This window comes from Halobacillus sp. AWH4_228 (assembly GCF_056158365.1).
Window position 1 is genome coordinate 1,430,443 of sequence record NZ_JBSWTE010000001.1, and the last position, 23,516, is coordinate 1,453,958.

The 23,516-nt window shown below is 47.7% G+C and carries 25 protein-coding genes and 1 other annotated feature; of the genes, 22 read left to right on the forward strand and 3 right to left on the reverse strand.

Annotation, left to right across the window (positions count from 1 at the left end; genetic code table 11):
- The first annotated feature begins 66 nt into the window (after positions 1-66).
- The 12 genes from speD to ACXADP_RS07090 all read left to right on the forward strand — a co-directional run bounded on the left by speD (position 67) and on the right by ACXADP_RS07090 (position 9,670).
- Positions 67-444 (forward strand): adenosylmethionine decarboxylase, encoded by a 378-nt coding sequence (gene speD, locus ACXADP_RS07035; RefSeq protein WP_027955174.1) that lies wholly within the window; start codon positions 67-69, stop codon positions 442-444.
- 167 nt (positions 445-611) lie between these two features.
- Positions 612-986: a cytosolic protein gene (locus ACXADP_RS07040; RefSeq protein ID WP_206935525.1), complete on the forward strand. Its 375-nt coding sequence runs from the start codon at positions 612-614 to the stop codon at positions 984-986.
- Positions 987-1,025: 39 nt separating this feature from the next.
- Entirely contained in the window at positions 1,026-1,490 is a 465-nt protein-coding gene (gene nrdR, locus ACXADP_RS07045; protein WP_027955176.1) for a transcriptional regulator NrdR, read from the forward strand.
- A gap of 58 nt (positions 1,491-1,548) precedes the next feature.
- Positions 1,549-2,901 (forward strand): replication initiation and membrane attachment family protein, encoded by a 1,353-nt coding sequence (locus tag ACXADP_RS07050; RefSeq protein WP_474971155.1) that lies wholly within the window; start codon positions 1,549-1,551, stop codon positions 2,899-2,901.
- A 17-nt stretch (positions 2,902-2,918) separates the two neighbouring features.
- Positions 2,919-3,851, forward strand: a complete 933-nt coding sequence (dnaI, locus tag ACXADP_RS07055; protein ID WP_474971156.1) for a primosomal protein DnaI — start codon at positions 2,919-2,921, stop codon at positions 3,849-3,851.
- A 156-nt stretch (positions 3,852-4,007) separates the two neighbouring features.
- A complete protein-coding gene (gene ytxC / locus ACXADP_RS07060; protein WP_474969166.1) occupies positions 4,008-4,817 on the forward strand; it encodes a sporulation protein YtxC in 810 nt (269 codons plus the stop codon).
- Positions 4,818-5,151: 334 nt separating this feature from the next.
- On the forward strand, positions 5,152-7,098 hold the full coding sequence (gene thrS / locus ACXADP_RS07065; RefSeq protein ID WP_474969165.1) for a threonine--tRNA ligase: 1,947 nt from the start codon (positions 5,152-5,154) through the stop codon (positions 7,096-7,098).
- Between the two features lie 274 nt (positions 7,099-7,372).
- Positions 7,373-7,497, forward strand: a sequence feature (ribosomal protein L20 leader region).
- Positions 7,498-7,578: 81 nt separating this feature from the next.
- Positions 7,579-8,082 carry a translation initiation factor IF-3 gene (infC, locus tag ACXADP_RS07070; RefSeq protein WP_160836317.1) on the forward strand — a complete coding sequence of 168 codons (504 nt, stop codon included), beginning with the start codon at positions 7,579-7,581 and terminating at the stop codon, positions 8,080-8,082.
- 33 nt (positions 8,083-8,115) lie between these two features.
- The gene (gene rpmI, locus ACXADP_RS07075) at positions 8,116-8,313 is read left to right on the forward strand and encodes a 50S ribosomal protein L35 (protein WP_027955182.1); all 198 of its coding nucleotides are present in this window, start codon (positions 8,116-8,118) and stop codon (positions 8,311-8,313) included.
- Positions 8,314-8,343: 30 nt separating this feature from the next.
- Positions 8,344-8,700 carry a 50S ribosomal protein L20 gene (rplT, locus tag ACXADP_RS07080; protein ID WP_160836316.1) on the forward strand — a complete coding sequence of 119 codons (357 nt, stop codon included), beginning with the start codon at positions 8,344-8,346 and terminating at the stop codon, positions 8,698-8,700.
- A gap of 86 nt (positions 8,701-8,786) precedes the next feature.
- Positions 8,787-9,059 (forward strand): DUF1294 domain-containing protein, encoded by a 273-nt coding sequence (locus ACXADP_RS07085; RefSeq protein WP_474972294.1) that lies wholly within the window; start codon positions 8,787-8,789, stop codon positions 9,057-9,059.
- Positions 9,060-9,097: 38 nt separating this feature from the next.
- Entirely contained in the window at positions 9,098-9,670 is a 573-nt protein-coding gene (locus ACXADP_RS07090) for a TVP38/TMEM64 family protein (RefSeq protein ID WP_051254684.1), read from the forward strand.
- Between the two features lie 37 nt (positions 9,671-9,707).
- On the opposite strand, the gene ACXADP_RS07095 is transcribed toward ACXADP_RS07090, so the two are convergent.
- Complete coding sequence (locus ACXADP_RS07095) at positions 9,708-10,118, reverse strand: sigma-w pathway protein ysdB (protein ID WP_474970425.1); 411 nt, start codon at positions 10,116-10,118, stop codon at positions 9,708-9,710.
- Between the two features lie 111 nt (positions 10,119-10,229).
- On the opposite strand from ACXADP_RS07095, the gene ACXADP_RS07100 reads away from it, so the two are divergent.
- Together ACXADP_RS07100 and ACXADP_RS07105 are read left to right on the forward strand one after the other, a co-directional pair.
- The gene (locus ACXADP_RS07100; protein ID WP_474971157.1) at positions 10,230-10,715 is read left to right on the forward strand and encodes a dUTP diphosphatase; all 486 of its coding nucleotides are present in this window, start codon (positions 10,230-10,232) and stop codon (positions 10,713-10,715) included.
- 82 nt (positions 10,716-10,797) lie between these two features.
- A complete protein-coding gene (locus tag ACXADP_RS07105) occupies positions 10,798-11,883 on the forward strand; it encodes a M42 family metallopeptidase (RefSeq protein ID WP_027955188.1) in 1,086 nt (361 codons plus the stop codon).
- Positions 11,884-11,923: 40 nt separating this feature from the next.
- On the opposite strand, the gene sspI is transcribed toward ACXADP_RS07105, so the two are convergent.
- Positions 11,924-12,136, reverse strand: coding sequence for a small acid-soluble spore protein SspI (sspI, locus tag ACXADP_RS07110; RefSeq protein ID WP_474969163.1), 213 nt, complete (start codon positions 12,134-12,136; stop codon positions 11,924-11,926).
- A 111-nt stretch (positions 12,137-12,247) separates the two neighbouring features.
- On the opposite strand from sspI, the gene ACXADP_RS07115 reads away from it, so the two are divergent.
- The 3 genes from ACXADP_RS07115 (at position 12,248) to pheT (ending at position 16,778) form a co-directional block, all read left to right on the forward strand.
- Entirely contained in the window at positions 12,248-12,982 is a 735-nt protein-coding gene (locus tag ACXADP_RS07115; RefSeq protein ID WP_474971158.1) for a TrmH family RNA methyltransferase, read from the forward strand.
- Positions 12,983-13,301: 319 nt separating this feature from the next.
- Complete coding sequence (gene pheS, locus ACXADP_RS07120) at positions 13,302-14,336, forward strand: phenylalanine--tRNA ligase subunit alpha (RefSeq protein ID WP_474969160.1); 1,035 nt, start codon at positions 13,302-13,304, stop codon at positions 14,334-14,336.
- Between the two features lie 15 nt (positions 14,337-14,351).
- Complete coding sequence (gene pheT / locus ACXADP_RS07125) at positions 14,352-16,778, forward strand: phenylalanine--tRNA ligase subunit beta (protein ID WP_474969158.1); 2,427 nt, start codon at positions 14,352-14,354, stop codon at positions 16,776-16,778.
- Positions 16,779-16,820: 42 nt separating this feature from the next.
- Here the strand turns inward: pheT and rnhC are convergent, their stop codons facing one another.
- Positions 16,821-17,753 carry a ribonuclease HIII gene (gene rnhC / locus ACXADP_RS07130; protein ID WP_474969157.1) on the reverse strand — a complete coding sequence of 311 codons (933 nt, stop codon included), beginning with the start codon at positions 17,751-17,753 and terminating at the stop codon, positions 16,821-16,823.
- A 151-nt stretch (positions 17,754-17,904) separates the two neighbouring features.
- On the opposite strand from rnhC, the gene zapA reads away from it, so the two are divergent.
- The 5 genes from zapA (at position 17,905) to ACXADP_RS07155 (ending at position 23,363) form a co-directional block, all read left to right on the forward strand.
- Positions 17,905-18,198: a cell division protein ZapA gene (gene zapA, locus ACXADP_RS07135; protein WP_474969156.1), complete on the forward strand. Its 294-nt coding sequence runs from the start codon at positions 17,905-17,907 to the stop codon at positions 18,196-18,198.
- Positions 18,191-18,733 carry a CvpA family protein gene (locus ACXADP_RS07140; protein ID WP_474969155.1) on the forward strand — a complete coding sequence of 181 codons (543 nt, stop codon included), beginning with the start codon at positions 18,191-18,193 and terminating at the stop codon, positions 18,731-18,733. The genes zapA and ACXADP_RS07140 overlap by 8 nt, the downstream gene beginning before the upstream one ends.
- 102 nt (positions 18,734-18,835) lie before the next feature.
- The gene (polX, locus tag ACXADP_RS07145; RefSeq protein ID WP_474971159.1) at positions 18,836-20,554 is read left to right on the forward strand and encodes a DNA polymerase/3'-5' exonuclease PolX; all 1,719 of its coding nucleotides are present in this window, start codon (positions 18,836-18,838) and stop codon (positions 20,552-20,554) included.
- A gap of 22 nt (positions 20,555-20,576) precedes the next feature.
- Complete coding sequence (locus tag ACXADP_RS07150; RefSeq protein ID WP_474971160.1) at positions 20,577-22,925, forward strand: endonuclease MutS2; 2,349 nt, start codon at positions 20,577-20,579, stop codon at positions 22,923-22,925.
- Between the two features lie 30 nt (positions 22,926-22,955).
- Positions 22,956-23,363 (forward strand): DUF350 domain-containing protein, encoded by a 408-nt coding sequence (locus ACXADP_RS07155; RefSeq protein WP_474969152.1) that lies wholly within the window; start codon positions 22,956-22,958, stop codon positions 23,361-23,363.
- Positions 23,364-23,516 lie beyond the last annotated feature (153 nt).

Consider the following 23,516-nt stretch of genomic DNA (forward strand, 5'->3'; position numbering starts at 1 on the left):
CCCCCGTGGTAGTACATGGCCGCAATTTCAGAGGGGAAGAAGTTAATGTACAAAGGGGGATCCGTTATGGATACAATGGGAAGACACGTAATTGCTGAACTATGGGATTGCAATGAATCAAAATTGAACGATATGTCGTATATAGAACAGGTTTTTGTTGATGCTGCACTGAAAGCCGGTGCAGAAGTGAGAGAGGTGGCTTTTCACAAGTTTGCCCCTCACGGTGTTAGTGGAGTTGTTATCATTTCAGAGTCACATCTGACGATACACAGCTTCCCGGAGCACGGATATGCAAGCATTGACGTGTATACGTGTGGAGACCGGATCGATCCGAATGTAGCTGCGCACTACATTGTGGAAGCTTTGGAAGCCGGCCGGAATGAAACGGTTGAAGTACCAAGAGGAATGGGTCCTGTAGAAGTCAAGGAAGCCCGTGCTCTGTAAACGCACAAAACGAGAAAGTCATGCAGAAGGTTCTGCATGGCTTTTTTTTCTGCTTACCTATTGGATCAGGCTGTCTGCCCTCTCCTTCTGTAAAACCGTTTCTAATTTTTTAAAGTCATGTTAAAATAAATTAAGATTATGTCGAATGGACTGAAGGAGTCAGATTAGTGAAAGCATTTATTTCCAGGTATCTCAGCACTCATTCCGAAACCAGTGAACAGCATAAGGACACGGCCCTTATCACACACTATTACAAAGCCAAGCATGATGAGGTTTTCCGCGCCGTGGAAGAAATGTTCCCTTCACCATCTGAGATCAAAGCCGTCTCCAGGGAGCGCGGAGAACTGACGATCACTTATAAAGGAAAGCGGCGGGCGTTTGTTGTCGCAACAATTATTATGGTCCGTCCGTTCCGCACGGCCGTGGACTTTTCGGTCACCACTGATTCAGGAGGCCCTGTGGATTTCGGCTACAGCCGTAATCTGATCGTGCAGTTCTATGAACAGCTGGACCGGCAGTTTACAGCTGTGGATCCCGGATGATCAGATGATGAAACGAAGACGATGTGGAGTTGATCAAAGGTGAAGTGTCCAAACTGTCACTACAAAAGCACGAAAGTGCTCGATTCAAGACCAATAGAGGAAGGTCAGACAATCAGAAGACGGAGAGAGTGTGAACAGTGCGGCTTTCGTTTTACAACGTTTGAGCGGATTGAAGAGGTCCCTCTGATTGTCGTGAAAAAAGAGGGAACGCGGGAGGAATTCAGCAGGGAAAAGTTGATGCGTGGGTTGATCAGAGCCTGTGAAAAGCGTCCGGTTGAAGTGGAAAAGCTTGAAGCCGTTACGCTTGATATTGAAAAGGAACTGAGGAACCGCGGCGTTTCAGAAGTGCTGAGTGAGGATATCGGTGAAATGGTCATGGGCCGTCTCTCCGAAGTTGATGAAGTGGCCTACGTCCGGTTTGCGTCCGTTTACCGGCAGTTTAAGGATATAAACGTATTTATTGACGAATTGAAGGAATTAATTAAAGATGATCATGACGAATGAGCCTGAGCCGGCTCATTTTCTTTTTCATAGATTTGGATGAACGAAGGAGGTGTAGACGATGAATCATTCCATTGGCAGACTGCTGCCTGTAGACGGTTTTAAAATCAGGAACGGCGGAGAAATGCCTCGAAATTTTCATCGTTCGTTATCCCATCTATACCAACCGATTGTTGGACGTCTGGCTGTATCTCTCTACCATATACTGCTTTCTGAAGCGGATCTTGCGGATCAGGATGCGATTCAGACCCACCATTCATTGATGGCTTACCTTTCCGCTCCTCTGGATAAAATTTATGAAGCCAGGGGGAGGCTGGAGGCTCTTGGATTGCTGAGAACGTTTCGGTCGAACGAAGAGAGCGATCAGACCGTCTATATATATGCGGTCCATCCCCCTTTTACGCCGGAGGAATTTTTCCAGGATGACATGCTCGCGCTTCTCCTGACCCATGAGTTGGGTCAGGAGAAGTATGAACAGGTAAAAAGCCGATTTGTTAAGCCCGAGCCTTCGGTGGAAGGATATGAAGAAATCACGGCTTCTTTCGACGAAGTGTTTCATCATAAAATGATAGAGTCTGTGCAGAGGGAAACCGAAGTGATTGCGGAGCAGAAGCGTTTTCAGGAATACCGCGGTCCACGAACCTCGGAAAGCCGCGTCGATTTCACCTGGCTCCGCCAAGCCCTTCAGAAGAGAATGTATCCAAGTGAACGGATTTTGACGGGGCGGAATAAGAAACTGATCATTCAGCTGGCGACGTTGTATGATTTGTCCAACGTGGAATTGGAAAAAGCGGTGACATGGGCTATAGATGAAAATCACTGCTTGGTCGAGGAAGAGTTTAAGGCTGCCTGTCACGATTTTATGAAAGAAGAAAAAAATGTACAGCCCGCCTCTGTCGATGATCGTGAGAAATGGGCCTCCATGGAAAAAGAGACGACAGGATCCAAGGAAGACCAGTTTGTTGAAATGCTCGAGCAGATTTCTCCGAGGGAGCTCCTTGAGGATTTGTCCAATGGCAACCGTGCATCGGAACAGGATTTGAAGCTGATCCGGGATGTTATGACCGAACAAGGCATCACAGCCGGGGTTATGAACGTGCTTGTCCATTATGTGATGTTGAAAACGGATATGAAACTGTCGAAATCCTACATGGAAAAAATCGCCAGTCATTGGGCGCGTAAAAACGTGACCACTGTGCGCCAGGCCATGAATCTGGCCAAGGCAGAACATCAGAAATATCAGCAGTGGGGCCGTCAGAAAACACAGAAGCGGACTTCCCAAAAAGACGAAGTTATTCCTGTCTGGTTTAATAAACAGGAAGAGAAGCAGCCTGCCGCCGCGTCTGCTGAGCCTCAGGTCGATAAAGAAGATATCGCAGCCAGAATCGCGAGGCTGACCAATAGAGGAAACTAGAGTAAGGGGTGAATGGAATGGAGCCCATTCAGCAATCGTTGAAAAAATGGATGAAAGATAACAAGCAGTTTCAGCAGCGCTACAATCAAATGAAAGCGGAAGTCCTGGGCTCTGCTGAAGTCCAGCGTCTGATGCATGAAAATGAAGGCCTGGATGAAAAAGCGGTGGAGAAGCATTTGATCAAGCTTTATGAATACCAGACCCAATCGAAAAACTGCGAAAAATGTCCGTCGAGGGAGGGGTGTATCAACATCCTGCCCGGATACGTTCCATCGTTGGAGGTGGAGGGAACCGACATCAAACTGATTTATGATAAATGCAGACGCCAGCGTTCACAGGAACAGCAGTCGTATCAGAAATCATTGGTAAGCAGCCTGCATATGCCGAGAGAAATCCTGGAAGCATCGCTGGAACGAATGGATCTGGAAGACCCCGACCGCGGAGGGGCGGTAGCGCAAACCGTCCAGTACATTGAAACGCTCGGGGATGAGCTTCCTGCAAAAGGCCTGTATTTCCATGGACCGTTCGGTGTAGGGAAAACGTATTTCCTCGGGGCCATTGCCAATGCTCTCAGTGACAAGCAGATCCCATCGATGATCATTTATATGCCTGAATTTGTAAGGGAAATGAAATCATCCATCAAAGATGATTCCCTCAATGATAAAATTACCGCCTTTAAGGAAACGCCGGTGTTAATGCTGGACGATATCGGAGCAGAATCCCAGTCGGCCTGGTTCAGGGATGAGATATTAGGCAGTATCCTGCACTATCGGATGATGGAGCGTCTGCCCGTCTTTTTTACGTCCAACTATACGCTGAACGAACTTGAAAAAGTGTTGATGACAAGCAGCCGCGGCGATGTGGAACAAGTGAAAGCCAAGCGGATTACCGAACGGATCAAACAGCTGAGTGAACCGGTTTATGTCGGCGGTCAGAACAGACGTTCATAAATCTTTGCGAACAGGAAGGTCAGTGACATGATTTACCCATCCCTCTCATAAATATAACAAAGAAAAGACGAGCCGGTCTTGATGATATTTTCTATGCTTCCGGGAAGCATTGATGATAGACATAGGATGGAAAGTCGGGATGAGGGGGGAATTCTGGTGTTTGACTTATCTTTTTCCAAGCGTCTGGAAGCCGAAACGTTTTATAATGCCATCGTTTCCGAGCAGAAGCTGTGGGTTTATGAGGAGAACGGGAAACATTTTTCTGTCACATTGATGCATGCTTCCTCAAGGGAGTCGGCCTATGTGGATGTCGTGCGTGCGCTGCATCATGTTGTCAGGAAAAGGAAAATTCCTGCCTGGATGGAAGGGGTCCTCCGGTTCTCCTATCATTTCGAGGATGCCGATGAAATTCAGCGCATTCTTGAGATTGAGCAGGACTTTGACTCCCATCCTCCTGCGGGTCTGCGGCTTCCGCCTATTCACCACTACATCAAGTCCTATATACAGGAGTACGTGCATGTAAGGGATACCGTCCTGTTTGATGACTTGAGTGCCGGCTGTCTGGCACATGTCCACAGGTGCCTGACGGATTACACAGGCAAGGTCATTGATGAGTATAAGCAGGAGGAATCGTATCAGCTGCTGGTCGATTCGTGGCGTCACCGTGTTCATCATCAGGATACGGGGGTGCAGCTTCTTCATATTCTCGATGACCGTGGACTGACTTACTTCCATGATGAAGGCAATCCGCTGAGTGATTCGGAGACGCGTCTCTACCAAAAGCAGTACCCGGATGAAGCCGTGTCTGATCTTCCTCTTGAATGGCCGGTCACGCCGGCGCTCGTCCATGCTCCAGAGGAAATCATTATTTACTCCGATCAGGCGGAGAATTCCAATTTGGAACTGCTGATGAATATCTTTGAGGAAAAGGCTGTCTGGAAGCCCAAATCGCAATTTCCTTTTTAAAGCCCTTGATTTCCTTTTCGCAAATGGATATAATACGTACATATTAAATCAATGGCTTTGATAAGGATACGAACGGAAAGTGGCGTATGATCAGAGAGGGGAGTCATCGGCTGGAAGCTCCTTCTTAACGGCTTATCGTTTACCACCTTGGAGCCCTGTCTGTGAAATGATTCAGAGTAATGGACAGCGACTGATCCGCGTTAAGGATAATGAAGCCGCAGCCTTGCGAGGATGCGGGAACCTGGGTGGAACCACGAGAGACAACGCTCGTCCCTTAGCACTATGCTGAGGGATGGGCGTTTTTTTATATTTATTTAGAAAAGGAGTGTTACACATGGCGGATGCGATTCAAATCAAGTTCCCAGACGGAAACATCAAGGAGTTTGAGAGAGGGACGACAGGTGAAGACATCGCTAAATCGATTTCTTCAGGCTTGAAAAAGCAGGCCCTGGCCGTAAAGCTGGACGGCGAACCCTACGACCTGCGACGTCCGATTGAACAGGATGGGGAAATTGAGATTCTTACCTATAAAAATCCAGAAGGCTTGGAAGTGGTGCGCCACTCTACAGCCCACCTGATGGCACAGGCCGTTAAACGCCTTTATGGAAACGTCAAACTTGGCGTTGGTCCGGTCATTGAGAATGGGTTTTATTATGATATCGATATGGAGGAATCCCTGACACCGGAAGATCTTCCGAAGATCGAAAAGGAAATGCAGAAGATTGTAGATGAAAACCACGAAATCGAACGCATAGAGCTTTCAAGAGAGGAAGCGATCGAAAAGTATAAGGAAATCGGCGATGAGCTGAAGCTTGAACTGATCGAAGCTATCCCTGAAGGCGAACAGGTGACGATTTATCAGCAGGGGGAATTCTTTGATCTCTGCCGCGGCGTTCACGTTCCACAGACAAGTAAAATCAAGGTCTTCAAGCTGTTGAGCATTTCCGGTGCCTACTGGAGAGGGGACAGCGACAACCAAATGCTTCAACGTATTTACGGAACGGCCTTTGAGAAAAAAGCCCATCTGGATGAATACCTGCAGATGCTTGAAGAAGCGAAGGAACGCGATCACCGTAAGCTCGGTAAGGAACTGGAGATCTTTACGATCAATCAGAAGGTCGGTCAGGGACTTCCAATGTGGCTGCCAAAAGGCTCAACCATTCGTCGCACGATTGAGCGTTACATCGTAGATACAGAAGAGCGCCTGGGATATGATCACGTGTATACACCTGTTCTGGGAAGTGTTGACCTGTACAAAACAAGCGGACACTGGGATCACTATCAGGATGATATGTTCCCGACAATGGAAATGGACAACGAAGACCTTGTTCTTCGACCGATGAACTGCCCGCACCATATGATGGTTTATAAAAATCAGATGCACAGCTACCGGAACCTGCCTGTCCGTATTGCTGAGCTGGGTACGATGCACCGTTATGAAATGTCCGGAGCTCTTGCCGGCCTGCAGCGTGTGCGTGCCATGACATTGAATGATGCGCATATTTTTGCCCGCCCGGATCAGCTGAAAGATGAATTCAAGCGTGTAGTCCGTCTCGTTCAGGAAGTCTACCGTGATTTCGGTATCAACGATTACTACTTCCGTCTGTCCTACCGTGACCCGGAGGATAAGGAGAAGTACATCGACAATGATGCGATGTGGGATAAAGCGCAGGGGATGCTGAAAGAAACGATGGAAGACATGAAACTGGAGTATGTGGAAGCCGAAGGGGAAGCTGCTTTCTACGGTCCGAAACTGGATGTTCAAGTGAAAACAGCGCTTGGTAAGGACGAAACGCTTTCGACGGTCCAGCTGGACTTCCACCTTCCGGAACGCTTTGATCTGACATATGTCGGGGAGGATGGAGCCGATCACCGTCCGGTCGTTATTCACCGTGGTGTCGTGTCGACGATGGAACGTTTTGTTGCCTTCCTTATTGAAGAATACAAAGGCGTCTTCCCGACATGGCTGGCCCCTGTCCAGGCGAAAATCATTCCTGTATCTGCCGACGTCCATCTGGATTATGCGAAAAAACTGGAAGATGAACTTCGGGAAGCCGGTGTGCGTGTCGAAGTGGATGAGCGGAATGAAAAGATCGGCTATAAAATCCGTGAAGCACAAATGCAGAAAATCCCGTTCCAGCTTGTCGTTGGAGATAAGGAAATCGAAGACCATGCGGTAAACGTCCGCCGATACGGAGAACAGGACTCTGCTACAAAATCTGTAGACACATTCAAGTCTGAAATCAAAAATGAAATTGAGCAGAAGCTTCTGAGAAAGTAATCAGATGAAGCGGAGACGTTTTTGTAAACCTATACCAAGGTGAGTTCTCATCCTGGTATGGGTTTTTATCATTTTATCTCGCTTTGTTTTCACGCTGGTTATCCACGGGCAGAGGCCGCTTCTTTCTTCTCCAGGTATTGGTTTGCAGGAAAGGGATTGATTTTTATCTTGATTTCGATTATCCTTGATTAGGTAGTCAGATAAACAACATTTGATTGTTGACATGCATCATCAGGCATGCTATTATTGTTTAGGTAACTGAATGAACGGATCTAGAGACAAGTAGGAGCACCCGCTTCTCACCTGATCGACGCTGATAAAGCAGTTGGCAGGTCACTAATTCCTTAAATGTTAGGATACGTGTGGGTGCAGAATATGTACCGACACTTTTTTTATTTTCAGCAGGAATCTTGTCGATGACAGATCTCATATAAGTTTTCTAAAACTATTTGGAGGTGGCTCGATATTAGCAAGGATAACATGAACGTTAATGAAAAAATCCGTGCCCGTGAAGTCCGTCTGATCGACGTGAATGGTGAGCAGCTTGGAGTTAAATCCCGTAACGAAGCGCTTGATATTGCAGCAAATGCAAATCTTGATCTTGTTATGGTGGCCCCAAATGCGAAGCCTCCGGTTTGCCGAGTGATGGACTACGGAAAATATCGTTTCGAGCAGCAGAAGAAAGAAAAAGAAGCTCGTAAGAAACAAACCGTCATCAAAGTGAAGGAAGTGCGTCTCAGTCCAGGGATTGAAGACCACGACTTCAACACAAAACTTCGTAACGCACGCAAGTTCTTGTCTAAAGGTGACAAAGTGAAAGCATCTGTCCGTTTCCGCGGACGTGCCATCACCCACAAAGAACTAGGGCAGAAAGTACTCGAACGCCTGGCTGAAGAGTGCAAAGATGTCGCCCAAGTTGAGACCAAGCCTAAAATGGAAGGTCGCAGCATGTTCTTAATGCTTGCTCCTCTCGGTGAGAAGTAAGACAAAGTATCAAGTTTAAAGGAGGAAATTCACATGCCAAAAATGAAGACCCATAAAGGTTCTCAAAAACGCTTCAAAAAAACTGGGACAGGTAAAGTGAAACGTTCCCACGCTTTCACAAGCCACTTGTTCGCGAACAAATCAACTAAGCAAAAGCGTAAGCTTCGTAAAGAGGCACTGGTTTCTGCAGGAGACTACCGCCGTATCAAGCATATGCTTCCGAAAGACTAATAAAGACTGATTTAATTAGGAGGGATTACCATGCCACGAGTTAAAGGTGGAACAGTGACACGTCAACGTCGTAACCGTGTCCTTAAACTAGCAAAAGGTTATTATGGTTCAAAACATGCACTATTTAAAACTGCTAAACAGCAGGTAATGAAATCAGGACAGTACGCTTACCGCGACCGTCGTCAGAAAAAGCGCGATTTCCGTAAGCTTTGGATCGCTCGTATCAACGCTGCAGCGCGTTTGAACGACATTTCCTACAGCCGTCTTATGCACGGTCTTAAACTTGCGGGTATCGAAGTGAACCGTAAGATGCTTGCTGACCTTGCTGTCAACGACGCCCAAGGTTTCGCAAGTCTTGCAGAGCAAGCAAAATCTGCTCTTAAGTAATTTTATGAGAAAGAGCCATTTCCGTCCGGTTGGAAATGGCTCTTTTTTTATACCCTGTTCGAATACATAAGGGGAGCGTGAAGGTGATGATGTATGCAGGATTGTATTACTTCGGAGTGAATATCTGGCTGTTTATCCTGATGGGGGTGGACAAAAAGAGGGCTGGAGAACAGAAGTGGAGAGTGCCTGAAAAGCGGTTATGGATGGCAGCTTTGCTGGGAGGCGCATTAGGAGGAGTACTCGGGATGAAGGTGTTTCGTCATAAGACGAAGCATAAATCGTTTGCCGTCGGTTTCCCATTCCTCATAGCCGCGCATGTCGTGTTGACCGGGTGTTTGTACGTGCGGTTCTATACCTGAGTATCCTGTCATAAGATGTAGGCAGGGAGGGGATTGACGTGGGCGGGACAACGACAGCAGTGCTGGCATGGTTGGAACATCAGGAAGCCTGGGCGCCGCTCTTGTTTATCGGAATTCATCTGCTTCGGCCTTTTTTGTTTCTCCCGGTCATGCTTGTCTGCATAACCGGAGGCGTGTTGTTCGGACCGATTGCGGGTACCGCGTACTCGGTGATTGGAACGATGATATCCAGCCTGTTGTTTTACCGGACGATCCGTATGGTGCCTTGGGTGATGAAAAGGATGGCGGGAATCAAGGAACGATGGATGAAAAAACAGGCATCCCTGTCCGTCAAGCAGGTAGCTGTGCTGCGTCTTGTTCCTTTTATTCACTTTCACCTGTTGTCGTATTGTCTTATTGAGAGCAGCGCAGATTTTAAGGATTATGCGAAATCATCTTTATTTGCTAATTTTCCGCTTGCCTTTATTTACACCTCTGTCGGTCAGTGGGTCACGCTTTTTTCGCTGCCGATGATGGTCGCTTTTTCAGGCGCGCTTGTTGGTGTAAGTTTCATGATCCGGAAGAAAAGTGAAGTGTTTCTATGGAACGATTTCTTCCAGACGAATCCATAAAAGAACAACCCTCTGCAGCAAAGGGCAGAGGGTTGTTTTAATGGAAGTCATCGTTATTTTTCAAGGGATGGATAATCAGCCGGTTGATCGGGTACTTCCATTCGATGGAAGCATGCGGATAACGGAGGAGGATTTCTTGTTCCATAAAGTATATATCCTCCCGTTCGAGCCCTTGAAGCTTGTTCGGGTCGTGGGCGCTTACATTGATCGTAACGACCTCAAAGGCATCTTCGGTTGTCCCTAAATATTTTTCCCCTTCAAACACATGACCTTTCAAAGTCATCAGGAAATTCTCTTTCGTATCTTCCTGGTTATCATGAAAGTAAAATTCTTTTTTATCCCGGGCAAGATCCAGCTTTCTCCTTGGATTGACGATGAATTTATAAGCGGTGTACATAATAAAGGCTATCGCCAGAAGCAGCAGCAGTCTGAACAAAAGGATGATCATGAACATCGGACTCCTTCCTTGAAGGTACGTGCCTCCTATACGTATCAGCATGTCTTTTTGTTTCAGAAAATGATACATTATTATCGATGATTTTTTTAGGAGGGACAACCAATGTTTTGGGAATCGTTATATCAGATGCAGGAAAAACTGGATCATTATATTGAACAGCAGCACAATTTGGAGAAAAGCGCTTATGTCGAATCCAAAATCCTGGCCTTATTTATAGAGCTTGGGGAGCTGGCGAATGAAACACGCTGCTTTAAATTTTGGAGTACGAAAGGGCCGAGCGCTCCATCGGTCATTCAGGAAGAGTATGTAGATGGGGTTCATTTCCTGTTGTCCCTTGGTTTGGATCTGGGCTTCCGCTATACCAGCCAGGAAGAAGAGGGCCGTTCTGTGACAGAGACGGAAGCATTTTTGGACGTATACAGCAGTGTGGAGACGTTTCGTCATGAACAGACGAAGGGAAACTACGAAAACCTGTTTCGTGCCTACGTATCCTTAGGGCGGACCATCGGAATTACGGCAGAGGATTTGAAAGAAGCGTATATAAATAAAAATGAAGTGAATTTTAAAAGACAGGACCAGGGCTATTGATCACAAAATGGCAGAATTTTTGTGAAATCGCTTCAAAAGGTTTATAATAACATTGGATAGAAAAAGGAGGATTTGAATACATATGGCTAAAAAAGATGAAACACTGCAGATGTTGAAAGATCTGACGGACGCGAAAGGTGTACCGGGAAACGAAAGGGAAGCCCGTGACGTCATGAAGCAGTACATCACTCCCTATGCGGATGAAGTCTTCACAGATAATCTTGGAAGTCTGATTGCGAAGAAAGTAGGAAATAAAAAGGGCCCGAGTGTTATGGTTGCCGGTCACCTCGATGAGGTAGGATTCATGGTTACCCGCATTGATGATCATGGCTATATTTACTTCCAGACCGTGGGAGGATGGTGGAGTCAGGTTATGCTCGCCCAGCGTGTCACGATCATGACACGCAATGGTGACCTCACCGGTGTGATCGGATCGAAACCACCGCACATCCTGCCTGCGGAGCAGCGTAAGAAGGCTGTGGAAATCAAGGATATGTTCATCGATATCGGCGCTTCCAGCCGTGAAGAGGCAATGGAATTCGGTGTGAAGCCGGGAGATTCTGTCGTTCCATATTTTGAATTCACACAGATGAAAAATGAAAAAATGCTGCTGGCTAAAGCATGGGATAACCGCATCGGCTGTGCCATTGCGATTGAAGTGCTGAAGCAGTTGAAAGGTGAAAAACACCCGAATACGGTTTACGGTGTCGGAACGGTTCAGGAAGAGGTCGGTCTCCGCGGTGCCCGCACATCCGCCAACCTGATCAACCCGGATATTGCTTTTGGTGTCGATGTCGGTATTGCCGGGGATACTCCGGGTGTATCGGACAAAGACGCTTCCAGTAAAATGGGAGACGGCCCGCAGATCATCCTGTACGATGCCTCTATGATTTCCCATAAAGGACTTCGTGATTTTGTTACGGATACAGCGGATGCGAACGACATTCCTTATCAGTTTGATTCCCTTGCCGGGGGTGGAACGGACTCGGGTGCCATCCACTTAAGCCATGACGGGGTTCCAGCTCTTTCTATTACGATTGCTACGCGTTATATTCACTCTCATGCGGCTATGCTTCACCGTGATGATTTTGAAAATGCGGTCCGCTTAATTGTAGAAGTTATTAAAGGCCTGGATGCGGATACAGTCAAAGAAATTACCTTCCAGTAATACTAAAAAGCCAGCCGTAAAGGGCTGGCTTTTTTCGTGCTTATTTCTGTTTTAAGCCTTGTTCTAATGTATCAAGAATTTCCTGGCGTTCTTGTTCATCGGATTCTTTCCACAGCATTTCAAAGAATACGCCAAGCCCGGGAAGCATTTTTTCCTCACCCTTCTGCAGGGCATCATCAATAGTGGCTTCAAGCTGTTCGGCATTATGATTGCTGACATTGGACAGAATCGCTGCGCGCAGATTTAAATTCATCGTCAAGTCCTCCTTTGTAATAGGATTCGAAAATTATTCATGATTAGTTTGACCAACCGTGGTGCGGCTATGTATGATGAATGAGAAATAAACAGGAAAAGAGGGACGATAATGCTCACTTCCTTACAAAATGCAAAAGTGAAGGATTGGAAGAAACTACATAAACGAAAGTATAGAAATCAAACAGGTACGTTTCTTGTAGAAGGGTTTCATCTGTTTGAAGAGGTGATGAAAAGCGGCTGGACCGTTAAAGAATTGATCGTCCGCGAAGAAACGGACATTGAACTTCCGGATGATATTCCTTATACGATTGTCAGCCGTGATGTTTTTGCGGCTGTTGCTGAAACCGAAACGCCTCAAGGAATTGCAGCGGTTGTCGCTAAAGAAGATTATACTTTTACGCCGGGAAGTCTTACTTTGATGCTGGATGCTGTCCAGGATCCGGGAAATATCGGGACACTGATCCGTACAGCAGATGCTGCCGGTTTCGACCAGGTCATTGTCGGTACGGGTTCTGTGGATATTTTTAATGATAAAGTGATCCGTGCTTCTCAAGGATCTCTGTTTCATTTACCGGTCTTAACAGGAGACCTCGGCGCTTACGTGCACGAATTGAAGGATCAGGGTGTGGAAATCTGGGCCTCTGCGCTGGAGAACGCCGTCTCATATAAAGAGCTGGCGGTTCCTGAGAAAGTTGCTTTAGTGGTTGGAAATGAAGGCAGCGGCATCTCTCAAGAACTTGTCGAGGCGGCAGATCAGCATGTGTATATCCCGATATATGGACAGGCGGAGTCGTTGAATGCTGCCATTGCGGGTGCTGTTCTTATGTATCATTTGAAAAGCTGAGGTTGCATCCAGCAGCAACTTTGACTATAATAAATGCAGTTCTAATAATTACATCGATCAATAGCTGAGATAGAGCAAAGTAAATGAATGGGAATCGTTTCAGGGAGGAAGCACCATAGACTGGGAGTGCTGCCATCGTGACATTCGTTGAAATTTCACTCTGGAGCTGGCCGTTTCGGCCCGGATGAACGTCCGTTATTTCATACAAGTGGGCACCACAGGTGTCAACAAGGGTGGTACCGCGAAACAAACCATACAAGTCTCGTCCCTTTTTACAGGGAGGGGGCTTTTTTTATTTTCATTAAAGGAGGAATTACTGATGAAGGAACGTTTAGAGCAGCTGAAACAGGAAGCGTTGCAGAAGGTGGAGAACGCTGATTCCATTCAAGGGTTGAAAGACATTCGTGTCGAGTATCTAGGGAAGAAAGGACCGATCACGGAAGTACTCCGCGGCATGGGCAAATTATCGAAGGAAGAGCGCCCGGTCATCGGACAGCTCGCCAATGACGTGCGTGAGAGCATTGCAGAAGCGATCGAAGCGAAACAGACAGGTCTTGAGGACGAGGCGCTTGAGAAACAGCTGGAAGAGGAAAGCATTGATGTAACCCTTCCTGCCCGTCCGGTTCACGTAGGCGGTCCGCACCTGTTGACGAGCATTGTAGAAGAAATTGAGGATTTATTCATCGGTATGGGCTTTGAAATCAAGGAAGGACCAGAGGTAGAAACCGATTATTACAACTTCGAGGCGTTGAATCTGCCGAAAGGCCACCCGGCCCGTGATATGCAGGATTCCTTCTATGTTACAGAAGAGTTGTTGATGCGTACCCATACCTCGCCTGTACAAGCAAGAACGATGGGGACAAGAAACGGTGCTGAACCTGTGAAAATGATCTGTCCTGGTAAAGTGTACCGCCGTGACACCGATGATGCCACGCACTCCCACCAGTTCACCCAGATTGAAGGTCTGCTTGTAGATAAGCATGTCCGCATGAGTGATCTGAAAGGCGTACTGAATGCATTTGCGAAGCAGATGTTCGGAGCGGAACGTGAAATCCGCCTTCGTCCAAGTTTCTTCCCGTTCACAGAACCATCGGTTGAGATGGATATTTCCTGTAAAGTGTGCGGTGGTAAAGGCTGTTCCGTCTGTAAGGGAACGGGCTGGATTGAAATTCTCGGCGGGGGCATGGTCCACCCGAACGTATTGGAAATGGCCGGCTACGATTCCAGCGAATACTCCGGCTTTGCTTTCGGAATGGGACCTGAACGGATCGCCATGCTGAAATACGGGGTCGACGATATCCGTCACTTCTATACCAACGATATCCGGTTCTTGGAACAGTATCATAAAGCTTAAGGGAGGAATGGAAAAATGCTTGTATCTTTAAACTGGTTGAACGAATACATTGATGTCAGCGCCTACTCTCCGGAGGACCTGGCTGAAATCATTACAAAAACGGGGATTGAAGTAGAAAGCGTAGAGCCTGCAGCAGAGGGCGTCACGGGGGTCGTGGTTGGACAAGTGACATCCTGTGTGCAGCATCCGAATGCGGATAAACTGAATCTCTGTCAGGTTGACGTTGGTGAAGAAATGCTTCAGATCGTATGTGGCGCGCCAAACGTGGCCGAAGGTCAGAAAGTCGCAGTCGCTGTACCGGGAGCTGTCCTTCCGGGGAACTTCAAAATTAAGAAAACGAAGCTCCGCGGGGAAGCCTCCAACGGGATGATCTGTTCCCTTCAAGAGCTTGGTGTGGATGAAAAGGATGTACCTAAGGAATATGCAGAAGGGATATTCGTATTCCCGGAGGATACAGAAATCGGTGCCGACGCTGTCTCTGAACTGAACCTTGATGATTTGATCATTGAGCTTGGACTGACTCCGAACCGTTCGGATGCGATGAGTATGGCGGGAGTGGCTTATGAAGTGGCTGCTGCGATTGACGGCGCCTACACACTGGCTGAAGAAAAAGTTGAAACCATTGATGAGAAAGCATCTGATCTGCTTACGGTTGAAGTAGACGACCCAGAGGCCAATCCTTATTACGGCGCTTTCGTCATCAAGGATGTTCAGGTCGGCCCATCACCGTTATGGATGCGCAACCGTCTGACAGCTGCTGGAATCCGTCCGATTAATAATGTTGTGGATATTACCAACTACGTGTTAATGGAGTACGGCCAGCCCCTTCACGCATTTGACTATGACCGCTTCGGTTCTCAAACCATCCGCACACGTCGAGCGGAAGATGGGGAGAAAATCGTCACATTGGATGACCAGGAGCGCACATTGAACAGCCGTCACCTGGTCATAACGAATGGGGAAAAACCGCATGCGATCGCCGGTGTGATGGGCGGAGCGGAATCGGAAGTCCAGGAAGACACGACAACGATCATCCTGGAAGCCGCGTATTTTGCCCCTTCTGTCGTTCGTGAAGCTTCCAAGGACCACGGGCTGCGCAGTGAATCAAGCTCACGTTTTGAAAAAGGGGTGGACCCTAACCGCGTAGAACGCGCCGGAAAGCGTGCCTGTGAGCTTCTTCAAAAGTATGCCGGAGGCCGTGTGCTGGAAGGGAATGCTTCCTTCGACAAGCTGGACCGTTCCGAAAAGCAGGTAACCGTCCATACGAGTGTGATCAACGACCGGCTCGGTACCGAGATTTCCAACGAGGAAATGGCTGATATTTTCCGTCGTCTGCAGTTTGTATACAACCAGGACGGCGGGCAGTTTGATGTAACGATTCCAACCCGCCGCGGCGATATCACCATTTTTGAAGATATCCTTGAGGAAGTTGCCCGTATCTACGGCTATGATAATCTGCCATTCACCCTTCCGGAAGGAGAATCACAGGCAGGCGGACTCACTGTGAATCAACAGTTGAAACGCCGCGTGAAAGCATACTTCGAAGGTGCAGGTCTTCACGAAACCATTACGTACTCCCTGACACATAAAGATAAAGCCGTTATGCTCGTCAGTCCGGAAGTAGAGGAAGCAGCCGAGAGCCCTGTAGGTCTGGCTATGCCGATGAGTGAGGATCACGCCTATCTAAGGTTGAGCATCCTGCCTGAATTGCTGGAATCCCTATCTTATAACGTTGCCCGTCGACAAGAGAACCTGGCCTATTATGAAGTAGGTACGGTATTCATCAGTGATGAGCAGGAAGTGACGAAACAGCCGTCCGAAATGCTGCGTGCCTCAGGAGCCCTTACCGGCGACTGGACATCTCATTTGTGGCAGCAGGAGAAAAAAGCGGTCGACTTCTTTGTCGTCAAAGGCATTGTCGAAGGTCTTGGAGATCAGCTCGGCCTTTCCTTCACTTACGAAAAGGCGAAACTGCCATCCATGCACCCGGGCCGTACAGCTGTCATCCGTCATGAAGGCCGTATCGCAGGCTTTGCTGGTCAGGTACATCCGAAGCTGCAGAAAGAATTCGGCTTGAAAGAAACTTACGTGTTCGATCTAAACCTTGAAGCCTTGTTCCAGTCTTATGAAAAAGAAGAGACGTTCCGTGTCATTCCGAGACATCCTTCTGTTTCAAGGGATATCGCGCTGGTCGTGGACGAGGATGTATCAGCAGGTGCGATTGAAGCGACGATTTCTGAAGCAGGTGCGCCGCTTGTGAAAGATGTTCAAGTGTTCGACGTCTATCAGGGAGAGCATCTGGAAGCTGGCAAGAAGTCCCTTGCCTTCCGTCTGCTTTATCTTGATCCTGTTCGTACTCTGAAAGACCAGGAAGTAGAAGAAGCCCATGAGCAAATCTTAGCTGCTGTTAAAGACAAGCACGAAGCAGAACTTCGCGGGTAATGCAAAACCCCCGCCGGGATGCCCCGGCGGGGGTTTTCTCTGTCATTTCACAAATTTCTTCGCTTTATCGGTGTTGGCAAAGTGGACTTTCGCCAGTTCATCGAGCTTGTCTTCTCCGTATGCTTTAATGACGGCGGCAGCGGCCTTATCCACTTTCCCTGAAGCGCCCTTTGGAATCGGCAGCCCCGTATCGAATTCAAGCGTGTCCATCGCTTTGACGAAAGCTGACCGGGCAATGATCGATCCAGCTGCAACGGCAATGGAATAGCTTTCCGCTTTCGTCATGAAGTAGACGTTTTCCTGAAGCTGCTGTTTTTCAGACCGCAGATGCTTTTGGTAGACATCCGGCTGGGAAAACTGGTCAATCAAAATTCCTTCCGGCTTTTCGGGGGCGATTTTTTCCAAAAGCCGGTTGATGGCCTGGTGGTGAAGGATCGTTTTCATTTTCCCCTGGCTCCATCCTTTTTTCTGCAGCTGGTTGTATTTTTTATTAGGCAGGCGCAGCAGACTGTATGGGATTTTTAAGGCAGCCAGGTCCTTGGCCAGGTCGGTAATCTGTGCATCTGACAGATTTTTGGAGTCCTTAACACCGATGGCCTTCAATTGTGGAATCTGCTCCGCTGTTACATAAGCGGCAGCGACAGTGATGGGGCCGAAGTAGTCACCGGTTCCTGCTTCATCTGACCCGATATGAGAGCTGGTGAATAAGCTTTCTGACGGATGATAGCGGTGGTGGGAGGAACTCTTTTTCTTCTGACCGGATGCAGAAGATCCGGTCCCCCATTTGTCGGCTTCTTCTTCAGGATTTTTTCCTTGGAAGAGGACTTTCCCGGAGCGGTAGGCGGTAATGGTGCAGGCCGTTGTTTTTGCAGCAAATAATGCACTGGAAGGGACATTCGGCTTGCTCTGGGATGCGTAATAGGTTTTCATTTTCTCTAAGGTTGAGGTGGGCAGTGTTAAGACAACTTGAGGCATAATTCGTTCCTTTCTTTCGTACCAAAATAATAACCACAGTATAGCAGAACGGCGTAAAAATGAGAACATTTGCGAAAAACATCCATATTGGTTTCCCTAAGGAGAATAGTCATGTTAATATTAAGTTTAGGATTGAGAGAAACTAGGGGGTATGAATGTGTCGCAGTCAGACCAAGAGAAAAAAAGAATCACCGTGGAGATCAATAAACGATCTTACACGATAGTTGGTCATGAAGAGCCTCATCATATCCGTATGGTATCGAGTCTGGTGGATCAAAAAATGCGCGAAATCCATGAAGCGAACCCTAGTCTGGATACTTCCATGCTCGCTGTATTGACCGCTGTAAATACAATGAATGAATACATTAAATTAAAAGACGAATGTGCGGAACTTATGAATTATATTGAAAAGCTGGAGAAAGAGGACGACAGAAAAAATGATTGATTTACTGCTATTGTTTCTTATGTTTATCGGAATACTTACCGGGTTGAAGAGAGGTTTCATCCTTCAGCTCTTTCATTTAATCGGATTTATCGTTGCCTTTGTGGCAGCTGTCATCTATTATGACGATCTCTCCCCGAAGCTGACCCTGTGGGTTCCCTACCCCGAACTGCCGGCAGACGCCTCGTGGGCTGTATTTCTGGATAACCTCCCGCTTGAACAGGCTTTTTATAACGCAGTGGCTTTTGCCATCCTGTTTTTCGGAGCGAAGATTGTGCTTCATATTATAGCCTCCATGCTGGATTTCGTATCGGAGCTGCCGATTTTGAATTCATTGAATACCCTGCTGGGTGGCATACTGGGCTTCGTCGAAAACTATGTCATTCTATTTGTCGTGTTGTACATAGCCGCGCTGGTACCTGTAGCCGGGGTGCAGAGTGCGTTGGACGGGTCCCTGTTAGCCCAGCTGATCATTGAACATACGCCGGTGCTTTCCAATGAATTGGAAAATCTGTGGATTGAACACGTAGCGGGCTGAGCAGGTACGATTTTGGAATGAAGGTTGAGCCGCTGTGATAGTAATCATGGCGGTTTTTTCATGAGCATCTGCATCACTCATATAAAAAGGAGACGATGAACAATGGCTGTCGATAAGAAACAGGTCATTAAATTGCTGGAACAAATCGCTGTTTATTTGGAATTGAAAGGCGAAAATCCATTTAAAATATCCGCCTACCGGAAAGCGGCCCAGGCGTTGGAGCGGGATGACCGCTCCCTGAGTGAGATGGATGATTTTACAAAGATGAATGGGATCGGGAAAGGAACGGCGGCGGTCATCGACGAATATATCGCCAACGAAGAATCAGATACGCTGAAGCAGCTGCAGGCAGAAGTGCCTGAAGGACTCGTTCCTCTTCTGGACCTGCCGGGACTGGGCGGCAAAAAGCTGGCCAAGCTCTACCAAAAGCTTGAAGTGACGGACGCAGAAACGCTGAAGGAAGCACTGGAGTCCGGCAGGGTGGAGGAACTGGAAGGTTTCGGTAAAAAGTCTGCCGAAAAAATGCTGAAAGCTCTTGAAGAGGCAAATTCCCGCCCGGAGCGTCTGCCGATTGCCATCATGCTGCCGCTGGCAGAAAAGGTGGAAGCTTACTTGGAGCAGGCGGAGACGTTTGAGCGCTTTTCCCGCGCAGGAAGTCTGCGGAGAATGAGAGAAACGATCAAGGATCTTGATTTTATTATTGCGTCGGAGAATCCGGCAGCAACAAGAGATGAGCTTCTGGCTTATCCAGACGTGAAAGAAGTCGTCGCTTCCGGGGAAACAAAGGTTTCCATCGTTGTCCATGAGGGCTATGACATCGGCATTGACTTCCGTATTGTGGCGCCTCATGAATTTGCGACCACCCTTCATCATTTTACCGGATCCAAAGACCATAACGTGGCCATGAGACAGCTGGCGAAAGAGCAGGATGAAAAAATCAGCGAGTACGGAATTGAAGACATCCATACGGGTGAAGTGAAAACCTTTGAATCCGAGGAAGACTTCTTTAAGCATTTTGACCTCCATTTCATTCCTCCGGAGGTCCGTGAGAATTATGGAGAGGTTGAAAAATTTAAGGAAAAGATCCAATTTGTCGATCTTCCTGATATACGCTCCGATCTTCATATGCACTCGACGTGGAGTGACGGCGCCCAGTCCATTAAGGAAATGGCGGAAAGAGCGAAGGAAAAAGGGTATGACTACATCGTCATTACCGACCACTCCAAGTATTTGAGAGTGGCAAACGGTTTGAATGAAAAACGATTGCGCGAGCAGCGGAAAGAAATTGAAGAAATCAATGAAACGATGGAAGATTTTCATATATTTGCAGGCATAGAGATGGACATCCTCCCAGACGGAAGCCTCGACTTTGAGGATGACTTTCTTCAAGAGATGGACTTCGTAATCGCATCGATCCACTCAAGCTTCCAACAATCCGAGGAGCAGATTATGGAACGATTGATGAATGCCCTTGAGAACCCGCATGTGCATATGATTGCCCACCCTACGGGACGTTTGATTGGACGCCGTGAAGGCTACGCGGTAAATCTGGAACAGTTGATTGAAGGAGCGGCACGCACAGGTACCATTCTTGAGCTGAACGCCAACCCCAACCGTCTTGATTTGAACTGGGAGTGGCTCATGAAGGCCCAGGAAGCTGGTGTGAATATCGCCATCAACACGGATGCTCACAGCTACGCTATGCTGGAGCACATGAGAATCGGGGTCGGCACGGCCCGTAAAGGCTGGTTAAGAAAAGAAACGGTCGTGAACACATGGACGAAAGAGCGGTTCATGGACCAATGTAAGATTCGTAAGTAGGAATAAAAGGAGTCGGTCAGGCATGAATCAAAGAATCCTTCATGTACTTGAATATAAAAAGATTATTGAACAGCTGAACGAGCAGGCAGCCTCTTCTTTGGGAAAAGAGAAAACAGCAGCACTCAAGCCGTCATCAGAACTTGATGAAGTCATCCAGCTGCAGAAAGAAACAGATGAAGCCGGGCAGGTCCTCCGTTTAAAAGGGCATGTGCCTCTTGGTGGGATTTTTGATATTAAGCCGAGCATCAAGCGCACGACCATCGGCGGAACACTGAGCCCGCTGGAGTGTCTGGATATAGCGAGCACCATTTACGGCGGCCGTCAGCTGAAGCGTTTCATAGATGATATGGAAGATCCGGAAATGCCGATTCTGAGAGAACTGGCCGCCAGTCTTGTTCCATTAAAAGAACTGGAGCAGGAAATCAGGAACTGCATCGACGAGCATGGAACAGTGATGGATGGGGCTTCTGAAAAACTCCGCACCATCCGCTCCAGCATCCGTACGTATGAGAGCCGGGTGAGGGACAAAATGGATTCCTTTACAAAATCAAAATCCAAAATGCTCTCAGACTCCATTGTGACCATCCGTAACGAACGTTACGTCCTCCCGGTCAAACAAGAGTACCGTGGCTCAATTGGAGGGATTGTCCATGATCAGTCTTCTTCAGGAGCCACCTTGTTTATCGAACCTCAAACCGTCGTGGATTTGAACAATAACCTGCAGGAAGCTCGCGTGAAGGAAAGAAATGAGATTGAAAAGATTCTCAAAGAACTATCTGAATCGATTGCGGAGGAACACGCGGTCCTGTCGTACAATGTACAGATTCTTGGACAGATCGACTTCATGTTTGCCAGAGCCAAACTCGGACAGCAGATGAAAGCCTCCATGCCTGCCATGAATAATGAAGGCCGTATTAAGATGAAACAGGCGAGACACCCCTTGATTGACGGTGAGGAAGTAGTCCCGAACGATATCGAGATCGGAGAGGATTACACATCCATTGTCATCACCGGTCCGAACACCGGGGGTAAAACCGTCACCCTGAAGCTGGTAGGCTTATGTACGCTTATGGCTCAGTCCGGCCTGCAGGTCCCCGCGCTTGATGGATGTGAGCTTGCGGTATTCAAAGAAGTTTATGCGGATATAGGGGATGAGCAGTCCATCGAACAGAGCTTATCTACGTTCTCTTCCCATATGACCAATATCGTGGATATTTTAGATAAGGTCGACCATCAATCCCTCGTCTTATTCGATGAGTTGGGAGCAGGAACAGACCCGCAGGAGGGGGCTGCTCTTGCGATGTCAATCCTGGATGAGGTCGTTCAACGGGATGCCCGCGTCATCGCAACGACTCACTATCCTGAGCTGAAAGCCTACGGATATAACCGGGACGGGGTCATTAATGCGTCTGTGGAGTTTGATATCCAGACATTGAAGCCGACATACCGGCTGTTGATCGGCGTCCCGGGACGCAGTAACGCTTTTGAGATATCCAGACGTCTTGGTCTGAAGGAAAACGTGATTGAATCTGCGAAAAGCCATATCGGTGTCGATTCACAGAGTGTGGAAAATATGATTGCCTCTCTCGAAGAATCTAAACGTGAAGCCGAACGCGATTATGAAGAAGCCGAAGAGATGCTCGCCGAGGCAGAGAAGCTGAAGCGTGAACTGGAGGAAAAATGGAACCAGTTCGAGAATCAGCGGGAAAAGCTGTATGAAAAAGCGGAGCAGAAAGCGGAAAAAGCGATCCAGCAGGCCCGTGAAGAGGCAGAAACCATTGTCGGCGAAATCCGGAATATGAAAACCCAGTCGCAGATGAAAGAGCACGAGTGGATTGAAGCCCGGAAGATGTTCGACGAGGCGCAGCCAGAACTGGCGAAGAAAAAAGCCAAGGAAGCTCCGACACCTAAAAAGAAAGAAACAAAAGAACTGAAGCCGGGTGACGAAGTGAAGCTGCTTACACTGAACCAGCAGGGCACCATCGTGGATCAGACGGGAAAGAACGAATATCAGGTCCAAGTTGGAGTTATGAAAGTAAAAGCGAAACGAAAAGAACTGGAATTCGTAAAAGCTAAGGAGCCTTATAAAGAAAAGCCGATGGCGACGGTCAAAGGGAAAAGTTTTCATGTAAAACCAGAACTGGACCTGCGCGGGGAGCGTTACGAAGATGCCCTGAACCGGTTGGAGAAGTATGTGGATGATGCACTGCTTGCCGCATATCCGCAAGTGTCCATCATTCACGGAAAAGGTACAGGAGCGCTGCGGACAGCGGTTCAGAACTATGCGAAAAACCACCGGAGCATAGCCTCCCACCGTGCAGGGGGTATGAATGAAGGTGGAAGTGGAGTCACCGTACTGGAACTCCGCTAATGTTCAACGAAAAGGGGAGCGGGAGCGAGTATGACTGATTTTTGGGAACATCCATTAGTGGAAACAGCCGCCAGTTACAGTGTTGTCGTCCTGTGTCTGGTCGTATTCATGGCGATTTTTGAAATTGTGACTTCCTATAACAACTGGGAGGAAATAAAAAAAGGCAATCTCGCCGTAGCTATGGCTACGGGCGGGAAATTATTCGGGATCGCTAACATATTCCGCTTCTCCATTGAACATAATGATGCCCTCACCCAGACGATGGGATGGGGCCTTTACGGCTTCTGTCTTCTGATTGGCGGGTATTTCATCTTTGAATTTTTAACGCCTTCGTTCAAGATAGACGAGGAAATTGCTGCGGACAACAGGGCTGTCGGTTTTATTTCCCTTATCATATCCGTCGGTCTTTCCTATGTGATCGGGGCGAATATTATTTAGGGAGCGAGTCGTTTGGAAACCTTAGCGAAAGTCCTCATGGTCGTTGCCGCTCTATTTCTCATAGTCGGTATTTTGTATTTCATCATTTAGCTGTATCGTGTACTAGAAGAGAACGATTGAATTCATCGGAGACGGACTCCGGTGAATTTTTTT